General features: G+C 69.5%; 11 protein-coding genes. 8 read left to right on the forward strand and 3 right to left on the reverse strand.

All coding sequences use genetic code 11. The features are described 5' to 3' along the window. Positions 1 to 123: 123 nt before the first annotated feature. Positions 124 to 339 (reverse strand): twin transmembrane helix small protein, encoded by a 216-nt coding sequence (locus AAIL17_RS06470; protein ID WP_424682006.1) that lies wholly within the window; start codon positions 337 to 339, stop codon positions 124 to 126. Positions 340 to 398: 59 nt separating this feature from the next. Here AAIL17_RS06470 and AAIL17_RS06475 point away from each other — a divergent pair, with 59 nt between their 5' ends. The 5 genes from AAIL17_RS06475 to cyoE are packed head-to-tail and all read left to right on the forward strand — an operon-like array spanning position 399 to position 4377. Next, on the forward strand, positions 399 to 1139 hold the full coding sequence (locus AAIL17_RS06475) for an SURF1 family protein (protein WP_424682007.1): 741 nt from the start codon (positions 399 to 401) through the stop codon (positions 1137 to 1139). After that, positions 1136 to 1711 (forward strand): hypothetical protein, encoded by a 576-nt coding sequence (locus AAIL17_RS06480; RefSeq protein ID WP_424682008.1) that lies wholly within the window; start codon positions 1136 to 1138, stop codon positions 1709 to 1711. Before AAIL17_RS06475 ends, AAIL17_RS06480 begins: the two co-directional genes overlap by 4 nt. A 20-nt stretch (positions 1712 to 1731) precedes the next feature. Next, a complete protein-coding gene (locus AAIL17_RS06485; protein ID WP_424682051.1) occupies positions 1732 to 2949 on the forward strand; it encodes a COX15/CtaA family protein in 1218 nt (405 codons plus the stop codon). A 17-nt stretch (positions 2950 to 2966) separates the two neighbouring features. Continuing rightward, on the forward strand, positions 2967 to 3374 hold the full coding sequence (locus tag AAIL17_RS06490; protein ID WP_424682009.1) for a hypothetical protein: 408 nt from the start codon (positions 2967 to 2969) through the stop codon (positions 3372 to 3374). 19 nt (positions 3375 to 3393) lie between these two features. Further along, positions 3394 to 4377, forward strand: coding sequence for a heme o synthase (cyoE, locus tag AAIL17_RS06495; RefSeq protein ID WP_424682052.1), 984 nt, complete (start codon positions 3394 to 3396; stop codon positions 4375 to 4377). Positions 4378 to 4411: 34 nt separating this feature from the next. On the opposite strand, the gene AAIL17_RS06500 is transcribed toward cyoE, so the two are convergent. Both AAIL17_RS06500 and AAIL17_RS06505 read right to left on the reverse strand, forming a co-directional pair. Next, entirely contained in the window at positions 4412 to 6007 is a 1596-nt protein-coding gene (locus AAIL17_RS06500) for a sulfotransferase (protein ID WP_424682010.1), read from the reverse strand. 121 nt (positions 6008 to 6128) lie between these two features. Beyond that, positions 6129 to 7721, reverse strand: a complete 1593-nt coding sequence (locus tag AAIL17_RS06505; RefSeq protein ID WP_424682011.1) for a sulfotransferase — start codon at positions 7719 to 7721, stop codon at positions 6129 to 6131. Positions 7722 to 8075: 354 nt separating this feature from the next. Here AAIL17_RS06505 and AAIL17_RS06510 point away from each other — a divergent pair, with 354 nt between their 5' ends. The 3 genes from AAIL17_RS06510 to AAIL17_RS06520 all read left to right on the forward strand — a co-directional run bounded on the left by AAIL17_RS06510 (position 8076) and on the right by AAIL17_RS06520 (position 13631). Further along, positions 8076 to 8261, forward strand: a complete 186-nt coding sequence (locus AAIL17_RS06510; RefSeq protein ID WP_424682012.1) for a hypothetical protein — start codon at positions 8076 to 8078, stop codon at positions 8259 to 8261. A 141-nt stretch (positions 8262 to 8402) separates the two neighbouring features. Continuing rightward, the gene (mgtA, locus tag AAIL17_RS06515; protein ID WP_424682013.1) at positions 8403 to 11054 is read left to right on the forward strand and encodes a magnesium-translocating P-type ATPase; all 2652 of its coding nucleotides are present in this window, start codon (positions 8403 to 8405) and stop codon (positions 11052 to 11054) included. Between the two features lie 141 nt (positions 11055 to 11195). Next, on the forward strand, positions 11196 to 13631 hold the full coding sequence (locus AAIL17_RS06520; protein WP_424682014.1) for a CehA/McbA family metallohydrolase: 2436 nt from the start codon (positions 11196 to 11198) through the stop codon (positions 13629 to 13631). The last annotated feature ends 19 nt before the right edge of the window (positions 13632 to 13650 follow it).

A 13650-nucleotide genomic window follows, 5' to 3' on the forward strand; every position in this document is an offset into this window, starting at 1 on the left:
CAGGCAAGCCCGCCGCACAGCAAAAAGCCCGCCGGATGGCGGGCTTTTTGTTTGGACGGTTGTGGCAGCGGCGGTGCGCTAAATGTCGCGCTCGCGGGCCTTGCCTGCGCAGGCCCGCTACAATTACCGGCCGACGCCGTGGGGCTGCAGCCAGCCCATCCAGATGCCCAGCATGATCATGGCGATCAGCACGAGCGACAGGCCGATGCGACGGGTCAGCGCCCAGGCGGTGCGCTTGCTGGCGCCCTTGTCGGTCATCATGAAATACAGCGCCTGGCCGAGGTTGTACACCACGACCAGGAACATGATCACCACGGCGATGGGATAGATGGTTTCCACGTGAGCGGTCCGAACGACTTCCGAGCCGGCAGTATAGCCGCCGCCAGCGGGGCTCCCGCGTGACACGATGGCGCAGGCCCGCCTGGTGGAGCGTGCTGCTGACCGTGGCCGCCGCGGCGCTGTTCGTGCGCTTAGGGCTGTGGCAGCTCGACCGCGCCGCGTACAAGGAAAGCCTGGTGCAGCGCTATGCCGCCTCTGCCACGGCGTCACCGGTACCGTTCGAACAGGTGGCGGCGAACCCGCCGGCCGACGCGTTCCCGCGGGTGGCCGTACGCGGACGCTGGCTCGGCGATCGCGCCTACCTGCTCGACAACCCACGGCACGACGCGCGCGGCGGCGTCGAGGTCTACGTGCCGCTGGCGCTGTCCGGCCAGCGGCGCCTGCTGCTGGTGGACCTGGGCTTCCTGGCCGGTACGGGCAACGAGCAGGCGCCGCAACTACCGGCGCTGCCCTCGGGTGAGGTCGACCTGCACGGGCTGTACCTGCCGCCGCCGGGCGTCGGCCTGGAGCTGGGCGGCGACGCACTGGCCGCCCAGGCGCATTGGCCCAAGACCAGCATCTTCCTGGACCTCGGGCAGGTGGCGAAGGACCTGGACCGCCCGCTGTACCCGCGCGTGCTTGCCCTCGACGCCGATCCGGCGGCGATCTACCAGCGCGAGCACCCCTTCGATTTCTCCTCGATGCCGCCGGCGCGGCACCGGGCCTATGCCTTCCAATGGTTCAGCTTCGCGGTCGCCGTGCTGGCGATCTTCCTGGTCCTGCACCGCAAGCGCCGCCCCCGACGCACGGACAAACGATGAATACACCTGCGCCCCCCAACCTCAAGGCCAGCCGCCTGAAGCTGCTGGCGATCATGGCGGTCTTCGCCGCGCCGATCATCGTCGCCGGCGTGCTGACCTTCAGCGGCTGGCAGCCGAGCGGCGAGGGCTATGGCCAACCGATCCAGCCGCAGCGCAACTTCGTCGACGAACACCTGCGCGTGTCCCTCGCCGACGGCGGCGACTATGCCTGGCGTGATCCGGCCGAACCGCGCATGACCCTGGTCGCGCTGGCCGGACCCGATTGCGCCGCGCGCTGCTTCGACACGCTGACCGGCATGGCCAAGGCCTGGGTCACGCTCAACCGCAACCAGAAGCGCCTGCGCCTGCTGTACGTCGGCGCGCCGCCGGCCGACCCGGCCAGGCTGTCGGCGATGAAATCGTTCTGGACGCTCGGCCGCGATGCCGACGGCAAGCTCGAAGCGTTCCGCCCGCAGGCGCCGGACAGCGTGAGCGCGCTGCTGGTCGAATCCAACGGCACGGCGCTGGCGTACTACCCGGCGGGCTTCGACGGCACCGGCCTGCTGCGCGACATGCACAAGGTGATCAAATGAACGGCGAGGGTGGCAGCGGCATGCCGCTTGCGGAAAATCCGGCCGGTGCGTCCGCCGGGGTGCGCCGCGCCATGCGCTGGCTGGCGCTGTGTGCAGCGGTGTTCGCCTTCGGCGTGGTGATGTTCGGTGCCTTCGTGCGCCTGTCCAATGCCGGCCTGTCCTGCCCGGACTGGCCGACCTGCTACGGTCAGGTGACCTGGCCGCAGCACGAGCAGGCGGTGGCGCGCGCGGACGCCGCCTTCCCCGACCGTCCCTACGAGGCGACCAAGGCCTGGCGCGAACAGGTGCACCGTTTCCTCGCCGGCACCCTCGGCGTGCTGGTGCTCGTGCTGGCGTTGCTGGCGGCCTGGCGGCCGCGCTGGGCGCGACTGGCGGTGATCCTGGGGGCGGTGTTCGCCGCCGGTGGCGTCACCCTGTACATGCGCGGCGAGCACGCCTGGTCCTCGCTGCTGGCGGTGGTGGCGATCGCCCTGCCGCTGGCCGCGGCGGTATGCCTGCGCAGCCCCGGCGCGTGGCGCGTCGCCGTGCTGGCGCTGGCGGTGATCATCTTCCAGGCGATGCTGGGCATGTGGACGGTGACGCTGCTGCTCAAGCCGATCGTGGTGATGGGCCACCTGCTCGGGGGCATCACCACCTTCGCGCTGCTGGCCTGGGCGGCGCTGCGCTTCGCCGGCGTCGGCGCCCTCGACGAACGCCATGCGCCGCTGCGCCGCTGGATCGTGCTGGGCATCGTGCTGCTGGCCTGCCAGATCGCCCTGGGCGGCTGGACCTCCTCCAACTACGCCGCGCTCGCCTGCGGCACCGGACCCGACGCGTTTCCCAAGTGCCTGGGCCAGTGGATGCCGCCGACCGATTTCAAGGAAGGCTTCGTGCTGTGGCGCGGCATTGGCGTGAACTACGAGGGCGGCGTGCTGGACATGGCTGCGCGCAGCGCGATCCAGATCGCGCACCGCTTCGGCGCGCTGGTGGTGTTCGCATACCTGCTGTGGCTGGGCCATCGCGTGGCCAGGCGCGGCTTGCGCCTGGCCGGTGCGGCGATCGGCGTGGTATTGGTGGCGCAGGTGCTGCTGGGCATCAGCAACGTGCATTTCGGGCTACCCTTGCCTGTGGCGACCCTGCACAACGGCGTGGCGGCGCTGCTGCTGTTTACCCTGCTGGCGACGCTGGCGCGGACGCAGCCGGTCCCGGCCGTTGGCGGTGAGAGCGGCCGCATGGCCGCGCCGTCCCATCCACGTTGATCTGCGGAAGCCGGAACATGGCGAAGCCTTCGGTTCGTTTGCTCGGTTGCGCGCTTGCGGCAGCCTCCCTCGCGGGCGGCATCGCCGTGGCGCAGGAAAAGGCGCAGAAGGGCGTGGGTGTCGGCGCTCAGGAACGCCGCAGCCAGATCCACACCGGCAGCCAGGACATGCTCTCGGTGCAGCAACGGCTCAAGCAGCGCGACGATGCCCGCCCGGTCATGTCGCCGCAGCAGCTGACCGACCTGTTCCTCGGCTTCGACCGCAACCACGACCTGCGCCTGACCCGCTCCGAAGTGGCGAGCCTGCCCGGGCTGCGTGCAAGGTTCGCCGACTACGACCTGGACCACGACCACCGGCTGGACTATTCGGAGTTCGCCGATTACGCCGATACCGCCATGGACGAACTCGTCCAGCGCACGCCCTGACCGGCTGCGCGCGACGTCGATCCATGCCCCGCGAAGACCTGCCGTGACCCTGCATCTGTCCCAATACCTTCAACTGACCAAGCCGCGCGTCGTCGCGCTGCTGGTGTTCTGCGCCGTGATCGGCATGTTCCTGGCCGTGCCCGGGCTGCCGCCGTGGCGCGCGCTGGTGTTCGGCACGCTGGGCATCTGGATGGCCTCCGGCTCGGCCGCCGCGTTCAACCACCTGATCGACGAGCGTATCGACAAGCTGATGGCACGCACCCAGCGCCGTCCGCTCGCCACCGGGCAACTGACGCCGCGGCAGGTGCTGGTGTTCGCGGTGCTGCTGGGCATCGCCTCGATGCTGGTGCTGGCCCTGCTGGTCAATCCGCTGACGGCGTGGCTGACCTTCGGCGGCCTGATCGGCTACGCGTTGGTCTACACCGCTTACCTCAAGCGCGCCACGCCGCAGAACATCGTGATCGGCGGCCTGGCCGGCGCGATTCCGCCGGTGCTGGGCTGGACCGCGGTGACCGGACAGCTGCACGCCTTCGCGCTGCAGCTTTGCCTGATCATCTTCGTGTGGACGCCGCCGCACTTCTGGGCGCTGGCGATCTTCCGGCGCGACGACTACGCGCGCGCGCAGATTCCGATGCTGCCGGTGACCCACGGCGTGGCCTACACGCGCTGGCACGTGCTGTTCTACACCGTGCTGCTGGTGCTGGTGACCCTGCTGCCGGCGCTGACCGGCTTCAGCGGCGCGGTCTACCTGGGCGGCGCGCTGGTGCTCGGCGGCGGCTTCCTCTATTACGCGATCCGCCTGCTCAACCCGCCGGACGAGTTCTTCGCCATGCGCGTGTTCAAGTACTCGATCGTGTACCTGATGGCGCTGTTCGCCTTCCTGCTGGCCGACCACTGGATCGCACCGCCGCGACAGCCGTCGCTGGTGCCCGATTCGATGGCCATGCTTGCCGTCCCCGCCACGGCGCCGGCTGTCGCGCAGGCACTGCTCCGCAACGGCTGAAGCGGCACGCCAAATGCGTCCGGCGCAAACGGATTCAGCGGTCGGCGATCGCGACGCCGGCTTCTTCGAGCAGGCGTCGCAGCGGTTCGAGTTCCTTTTCGTATTTCCGCCAGCGCTGCATCGACGTGCGATAGATCGGCGAGCGCACCTGCAGCGAACTGGCGGTCGCCGTGGGCGCGGCGTTCTGTTCGAAGCGCAGGCAGTTGTCGTTCCACGGCAGGCCGCAATGGGCGAGCAGCTTGCGCGAGCTGGCTTCCTGCCCGGCGACCACCGTCTCGTAGTCGATCTCCAGCAACCTGCCGGGCAACACCCGCTTCCAGTGCGCCATGAGCCGGCGGAACTGCAGGTAGTAGCGGCCGATGTCCAGCAGATCGAATGCGTAGCGGTGGGACGGTGATGCCGGGTTGAACGCCTCGCGGAAGTTGCTGAGGCAGGTGTCCATGGGGTCGCGCTGCAGGCAGATGATCCGGGCCTGCGGCAGTGCACGGGCGATGAAGCCCAGATGCAGGAAGTTGTGCGGCCGCTTGTCGGTGAAGCGGGGTTTCATCGCGGTCATCGGACGCGTGCTGTCGAGGTAGTGTGCGCCGAGGCGGGCCGGATCGACGCGCAATGCCGCTTCGACGAAGCGCGTGTCCATGGGGGCGCCGGCGCTTGTGCCCGCGAGCCGCTCCAGTTCCGCGGGAAAGTTTTCCAGCTCGCCTGCCGAGTACACCTCCGGGTGGCTCGAGACGATGCGCTCCACCAGCGTGGTACCGGTGCGCGGCATGCCCACGATGAAGATCGGTTCATCCGCAGGGCCATGGTCATCGGCGAGCGGCTCCGGGAACGCCTCGACCAGGGCATCCACCAGCGCCTCGTGGGCGCGGGCGTCATAGCCTACGACTCGCCTGACCGCCGCCTTGCCGCGGCTGAAATGGACGAACGCCCTGGCAGGGTCGCCCAGATCTTCGTATTCCTTGCCCAGGGCGGTATGCAGATGCAGTTGTGCCTCGACGTCCTGGGGCGTCGAAGCGGCCAGAGCGCCCAGTCGCTGGATGTGGTTGTGCTGCGGCGTCTGCCTGCGCAGCTGCGAAAGCATGCCGTGCGCCCGCCACAGGTCCGGCCGCAGCGAGAGGCAGGCTTCGAGCGCGCCCTCGGCCGCCACCGTGTCGCCCAGGGCGATCAGCGCCATGGCAAGGTTGAACTGCACGAAGGCATTGCCGGGCGCGGCGCTGGCCGCCTGGCGGAAAACGCTCAGTGCGCGCTCGTGCGCATTGGCCTCCACGTATACGCAACCCAGGTTGAGCAACATGATCGGGTCGGTCGGGCGCAGCCCCAGCGCGTGGTTGGCGGCCGCCAGTGCCTCGCCGGTCCGTTGCTCCGCACAGAGGGCACGCGCGAACTGCACAGCGTAGTCGGCGCGCCCGGGATCGCGTTTTACCGCTTCCCGTAGATGGTCCAGCGCGATCGCCGGGCGCGATGCCGCCAAGGCCGCCAGGCCGGCCAGGTAGTGGCCTTCGGGATGGCCGGGGTCGAGACGTAGCGCGTGTTCGGCCAACTGGCATGCGCGCAGCGGGTCGCCTGCATTGAAGGCCTGGCCTGCCTGCTGGAGGAGTGACTCGCTCTGCGGCGGGGCCTGCGATGGATCCATCTGGGTGGGCCTGCTCGGTAGGATGCCTTGCCTGCACTGCCGGCGGCGGCGTGCCGCGCGTCGGCGTCGCGCGCGTTCTATTCAATCAGTCGGGCGGGGGGACGTCTACCCGCACGGCGCTTCAGTCGCCGCAGTCGATGCCTTCGTCGAGCAGCAGCTGGCGCAGGCCGGTCAGTTGTGGCGCGTAGTGCTTCCAGCGACCGACGCCGGCCCGGTGGATGGGGCTGCGCACCTGCAGGGCGCTGGCGGTCGAACTGACGGCGCGGTTGTGCTCGAAATGCAGGCAGGCATCGTCCCAGGGCAGCTCGCAGTGTTCGAGCAATTGCCGTGTGGTGGTTTCCGGCGACTGCACCAACGCCTCGTAGCCGACTTCCAGGATGCGCCCGGGGAACCCCCGCCGCCAGTGCGCCATCAACCGGTCGAACAGCGCGTAATAGCGACCGGTGTCGAGCAGATCGAAGGCGTAGCCGTGGAAGAACGAAGCCTCGGCGAACGGCTCGCGAAAATTCCCAAGGCAGGTATCGAGCGGATGACGACGCAGGCAGATCAGCTTCGCATTGGGCAGCGCCGCCGCGATGAAACCCGCATAGAGGAAATTGTGCGGGAACTTGTCGACGAAGCGTGGCTTGGGCGTAGTCAGCGGCCGCGTACTGGCCAGGTAGAGCTCGCCCAGCTGCGTCCAGTCCAGCTGCGCGGCGCGCGCCACCACGCCGGGGCTGAGCGGCACCGGCTCGGGGCCACCGGCCATGCGACGCACGGACACGCTGAAGTTCTCCAGTTCGCCGGCCGCGTACACCTCGGGGTGGCCGGCGATGATCCGCTCGACCAGCGTGGTGCCGCTGCGCGGCATGCCCATGACGAAGATCGGCTCATCGCTCAGGCATCCGGCGGCCGTTGCCGGCGCTTGCGGGAAGGCGCGGACCAACGCGTCCACGATCGCCGCGTCCTGCGCCTGTGCGTAATCCAGCGCCGCCCTGGCGGCGGCCTTTCCGCGGCTGAAATGGGCGAACGCCTGCGCGTAGTCGCCGAGGTCCTCGTATTCCTTGCCCAGCGCCATGCCGAGCCGGTAAGCCGCGGCCGGATCGTCGCCGTGCGCTCGGAGCAGCGCGGCGAGGGAATCGAGATGGTTGCGCGCCGCATCCTGACGGCGCAGGCGCGATAGCACACCATGGGCCTGCCAATGATGCGGCGCCAATGCCAGGCAGGCCTCCAGCGCACGTTCGGCCTCGCCGCCCCGGCCGGCGTAGACAAGCGACATGGCAAGATTGAACTGGCAGGTGGGATTGTCCGGCGCCACGGCGACGGCGCGGCGATACAGCGCGGCCGCGCGCTCGTGGGCGTGGCATTGCGTGCATACCGTGCCCAGGGCATCCAGCAGCAGCGCGTCGCGCGGCGCCAATGCGCTGGCGACGAGCGCCACCTGCAAGGCATCGCCGGGCCGATGGCCACGTACCAGCGCGCGGGCGAACTGCACGGCGTACTCCGCGCGGCGCGGCTCGCCGCTCGCGGCTCGGTGCAGGTGTTCCAGCGCGGCACCGGTCTGGTGCAGCTCCAGTGCGCCGACGCCGGCCAGGTAGTGCGCTTCGGGGCTGGACGGTTGCAGCCGCAGCATCTGTGCGGCGAGCGCGGCGGTGCGCGCGGGGTCGCGCCCGTGCAGCGCGGCGTGGGCCTGCTCGCGCAGGTGGTCGAACGAAGGATGCGCCGCAGGCGTCACGGGCCGGTCCGCAGGAAAAGGTGCGCAGCATGACCGATCGGGAGCGCCGCGGTCATGTGAAAGATGGCAGGCTGCCATCGGCTCGTGCGCCCGGGCCATTGACAGGCGCGCGTGCGGACACCAGAATGCGCGCGCCCTCCGGCGCGCCGCGCCGCGGCATTTCCCAAGACCTTCCAAGGCATATGGACGTCTACCCTAGTCGCAACGTCGACATCCGCGAGCATCGGGTGCCGGCGTCGCATTACAAGCTGATCGTCTGCGGCGACCGCCTGCGGTCGGCCGGCGCTTTCCTCGACTAGGAACGCCCGGCCCACTCCCGGCGGCGCCATAGGCACCGTTACGAGGAGATGGGTCATGAACCTCCTTCGCGCTTCTTCGTTGCTGCGCCTGTGGCGCCGCATCGCCGTGCGCCGCCGTGCGGCGCGCGCGGTCTATACCGTCACCGTGCCAGCGCCGCTGGCCGGCGCCAGCGTGGTCGAGCTGCGCCGCCCGGTGGTGGTGACCCGGCCGGCGCCGCTGCCGCGCGTCGTCAACGGATGAACCTGCGTCCGCTCCGCAGGGGCTGGCCCCCGCCAGCGCCGCAACGCGTCCGGCCACCCAGACGGCCGGGCCTGCGGTAGCCGGCGCGCGCCTGGTCGATGGCAAGCGCCGGCCGTTGAAACGACAGACGGAAGCGGACAGATGATCAGGCAGACCCTCCAGACCGCCGCGGCCCGGGCGACCGGCAGGAGCGCGGCACCGGCGCGCGTGGCGGCGGCCGAACACGCGCTGCTGCGCAACGACGAGCTGCTGGCCCGGCTCGACACCGGCACCGCCGGCCTGGACGCCGAGCAGATCGCCGAACGCCTGCACCGCGACGGCGCCAACGAGGTCTCGCACGAGAAGCCGCCGCACTGGTCGCGCCAGCTGCTGCGCGCCTGCCGCAATCCCTTCATCGCCGTGCTGGTGCTGCTGGCGATCGTGCAACTGGCAACCGATCGCGGCGACCTCACCGGGCCGCTGATCATCGCGGTGATGGTCGGCATCAGCGTGTTGCTGAGCTTCACCCAGGAATACCGTTCCTCGCGCGCCGCCGAGCAGCTCAAGGCGATGGTGCGCAACACCGCCACGGTCACCCGCCGCGCTGCCGACGGCCACAGCGAGCGGATCGAGGTGCCGGTCGGCGAGCTGGTCGCCGGCGACATCGTGCACCTGGGCGCAGGCGACATGGTGCCGGCGGACCTGCGCCTGCTCTCGGCCAAGGACCTGTTCATCAGCCAGGCCATCCTTACCGGGGAATCGCTGCCGGTGGAAAAGGCGGCACCGAACGCGCGCGACCTGGTCGGCGCCGACCCCAGCCATCCGCTGGAGCTGCCCAGCGTCTGCTACATGGGCACCAACGTGGTCAGCGGCACCGCCACCGCCGTGGTGGTGGCGACCGGCCCGCGCAGCTACCTCGGTTCGCTGGCACACACGCTGTCCGGCCAGCGCGTGCAGACCAGCTTCGACCGCGGCGTGCGCTCGGTGAGCTGGCTGCTGATCCGCTTCATGGCGGTGATGGTGCCGGTGGTGTTCCTGATCAACGGGCTGGACAAGCACGACTGGCTGCAGGCCTTCCTGTTCGCGCTGTCGGTGGCGGTGGGCCTGACGCCGGAGATGCTGCCGCTGATCGTCACCGCCAATCTCGGCAAGGGCGCGCTGGCGATGTCGCGGCGCAAGGTGGTGGTCAAGCGGCTGAACGCGATCCAGAACTTCGGCGCGATGGACGTGCTGTGCACCGACAAGACCGGCACGCTCACGCTCGACCGGATCGTGCTGGAGCGCCACCTCGACCTCGACGGCGAGGCATCCGACGAGGCGCTCGAGTACGGCTACCTCAACAGCCGCTTCCAGACCGGCCTGAAGAACCTGATGGACAAGGCGGTGCTGTCGCACCGCGACCTCGAACCGATGGCCACGCGCTTCCGGCTGGTCGACGAGATCCCGTTCGACTTCCAGCGCCGGCGCATGTCGGTGGTGCTCGCCGGCGGCGACGGGCAGCACCTGCTGGTGTGCAAGGGCGCGGTGGAGGAGATGCTCTCGATCTGCACCGCCGCGCGGCTGGAGGGCATCGACACCACGCTGGACGACGCGCGCCGCGCGGAGATCCGCGCGATGACCCGTCGCCTCAACGAGGACGGCCTGCGCGTGCTGGTGGTCGCGATCAAACAGCAGAATCCGAGCGGTCGCGCCTATGGCCTGGCCGACGAATCGGGCCTGACCGCGATCGGCTGTCTTGCCTTCCTCGACCCGCCGAAGGATTCGGCGGCCACCGCCATCGCCGCGCTGCGCGAGCACGGCGTGGCGGTGAAGGTGATCACCGGCGACAACGAGGCGGTCACGCGCAAGATCTGCCGCGAGGTCGGGCTGGAAGTGGCGCATTCGGCGCAGGGCCGCGACATCGAGCCTCTGGACGAGGCCACGCTCGATGCGCTGGTCGCGCGCACTACCGTGTTCGCCAAGATGTCGCCGCTTGAGAAGGCGCGCGTGGTCAAGTCGCTGCAGCGCCAGGGCCACACGGTCGGCTTCCTCGGCGACGGCATCAACGATGCGCCGGCGCTGCGCGAGGCGGACGTGGGCATCTCGGTGGACAGTGCCACCGACATCGCGAAGGAGTCGGCCGACATCATCCTCTTGGAAAAGAACCTGATGGTGCTGGAGGAGGGCGTGATCGAGGGGCGCGTCACCTTCGGCAACGTCATGAAGTACATCAAGATGACCGCCAGCTCGAACTTCGGCAACGTGTTCAGCGTGCTGGTGGCCAGCGCTTTCCTGCCGTTCCTGCCGATGCTGCCGCTGCAGCTGCTGGTGCAGAACCTGCTTTACGACATCTCGCAGCTGGCGATTCCGTTCGATCGCATGGACGAGGAGTACCTGCGCCGTCCGCGCCAGTGGGATGCCAGCGACATCGGCCGCTTCATGGCGTGGGTCGGACCGGTCAGCTCGATCTTCGACCTCACCACCTTCTGGCTGCTGTGGCACGTGTTCGGCGCCAACGGTCCGGCGCACCAGTCGCTGTTCCAGTCGGGCTGGTTCGTCGAGGGGCTGCTCTCGCAGACGCTGATCGTGCACATGATCCGCACGCGGCGGATCCCGTTCGTGCAGAGCATCGCCGCGGCGCCGGTGCTGGCGCTCACCGTGGCGATCGGCGCGATCGGCCTGTTCGTTCCGTTCAGTCCGCTGGGCGCCAAGCTGGGCATGACCGCGCTGCCGCTGGCCTACTTCGGCTGGCTCGCGTTGACGCTGCTTTGCTACGCAGGACTCACGCAACTGGTGAAGACCCTGTACATCCGCCGCTACGGCCGCTGGCTCTGATGCGCCGGGTCCATGCGCGCAATGTCCTGCGTGAGCGTCTAAGAATTTTACCGATACCGCCGCCGTCGGCCGATCGCTATAAAAGCTGTCGGGGGAATCCTTACGACATGTAGGGGTTCGATCATGCAAGCAAGGATCTTGATGGCCCGCGCGCTGATGCTCGCGGGCCTGGGTTGCTGCGGCCTGCCGGCCGCGCGGGCAGGCACGGCGCTGCCCGACCACCGGGAGTTCGAGGCGTCGCTGCAGGTGCCGTTCCAGGCGGCGGCCGCACGGACGATTGCGCTGCACTTCGCGTACCCGGGCGCCGCCAGCGGCACGCCGGTCGCCTGGGAAGTGGCGCTGCTCGACCGCGATGGCCGCGTGCTACGCCGCTGGGACGGTCACACCACGCTGCGCGCGCGCACCGCCACGGCGAGCGTGCGCTGGGATGGCAGGGATGACGCCCACCAGGCGTTGCCGGTCGGCTACTACACCGTGCGCCTGCGCGCGATCGCGCTGGACGAAGACAATACGCGGCGCCTGGGTACGGGCCTGCCGGGCCAGGCGCTGGCGCTGGCCGCCCGCCGCGCACCCGGACACATCGAGGAACAGCGCTACGACATCCAGGTCGGCGCCGTGGCACCCGCCGCGATGCCCTCGTTCCGCGCGCTGCCGCGCCACGGCGCGCTGCAGGTGCAGTCGGTCGGTGCCGGTTCGCTGCCCTACACCATCTACTACGGCGACCTGCACAGCCAGACCAACCACAGCGACGGCGGCGGCGACCTGGCCACCTGCCACGGTGAGCAGCCGCCGCAGAGCAGCGCCTACGGCCCGGCCGACGCCTACCAGTACGCGATGAACCGCGGCCTGGACATGCTGATGACCTCCGAACACAACCACATGTTCGACGGCTCGACCGGCACCAACACCTCGGCCGATCCGGCCACTGCGAAGAACCTGTTCGCCTCGGGCCTCCAGGCGGCATCCTCGTTCCGCGCCGCGCATCCGAACTTCCTCGCCGTCTACGGCCAGGAGTGGGGCGTGATCAGCAACGGCGGCCACATGAACATCTTCAACGCCGACGGCCTGATCGAGTGGGAGAAGAACAGCGCCGGCCAGTTGATCGGCGACTACTACATCGCCAAGGGCGACTACGCCTCGCTGTACACGCTGATGCGTCAGCACGGCTGGATCGGCCAGTTCAACCACCCGGCCTCGAGCGGCCAGTTCGTGGTCAACGGCACCAACTTCGGCTACACCGCCGACGGCGACGCCGTGATGGTGCTGGCCGAGGTGCTCAACAGTTCGGCGTTCTCGGTCAACACCAGCGAGACCGAGACCTCGCGCCCGAACTACGAGGCCGCCTTCAACACCATCCTGGAACGCGGCTACCACGTGGCGCCCAGTTCCGACCAGGACAACCACTGCGCCAACTGGGGCGCGAGCTACACCAACCGCACCGGCGTGCTGATCCCCAGCGGCACCGCGCTCAGCCTCGCCAGCTTCCTCGATGCGCTGCGCGCGCGGCGCGTGTTCGCCACCGAGGACAAGGCCGGGCAGATCGTGCTCACCGCCAACGGCCATCTGATGGGCGAGCGCTTCGGCAACAGCGGGCCGCTCACGCTGACCGTCGACTACGCCAGCACCGCCGGCGACAGTGCGCAGCGCGTGCAGGTGTTCCAGGGCGTGCCCGGCAGCAACGGCACCGTCACCGAACTGTCCGAAACCGCGACGACCACCGTCACGCCGGCCGCGGGCGAGCACTTCTACTACGCCAAGATCACCCAGGCCGACGGCAACCGGCTGTGGTCGGCGCCGGTGTGGGTGACCCAGGGCAGCGGCGGTGGCGGCAGCGGCGACACCACGGCGCCGACCGTCAGCGCATCGGAGAGCGGCAGCGCCGGCACCATCACGCTGATGGCAAGCGCGAGCGACGACATCGGCGTGAGCCGCGTGGAGTTCTACGTCGATGGCGCGCTCAAGGCCACCGACAGCAGCGCGCCCTACCAGGCCAGCCTCGACTCGATCACGCTCACCGACGGCTCGCACACGCTCGTCGCCAAGGCCTACGACGCGGCGGGCAACGTCGGCAGCAGCAACGGTGTCGGCTTCAGCGTGGCCAACGGCAGCGGCGGCAGCAGCCAGTTGCTGAGCAACGGCGGCTTCGAGAGCGGCGCCACCGCGTGGACGCAGACCAGCGGCGTGATCACCAGCAACAGCGGCGAGCCGGCGCACGCCGGTAGCTGGAAGGCATGGCTGGACGGCTACGGCAGCAGCCATACCGACTACGTACGCCAGCCCGCGAGCATTCCCGCCACCGCGACCAGTGCGACGCTGGACTTCTACCTGCACGTCGACAGCGCCGAAGGCACCGGCACCGCCTACGACACGCTGCAGGTGCAGGTGATCACCTCCACGGGCAAGTACGTCACGCTGGCCACCTACTCCAACAAGGACGCCGCCAGCGGCTACCAGCACCACACCCTCAGCCTGGACGGCTACAAGGGCCAGAGCGTGCAGGTGAACTTCTACGGCACCGAGGACAGCAGCCTGCAGACCTCGTTCGTGGTGGACGACGTGGCGGTCAAGGTGCAGTGACGCGCGTGCCGGCGCTCTC

This window comes from Frateuria sp. YIM B11624 (assembly GCF_049727805.1).
Classification (GTDB): Bacteria; Pseudomonadota; Gammaproteobacteria; order Xanthomonadales; family Rhodanobacteraceae; genus Frateuria_A.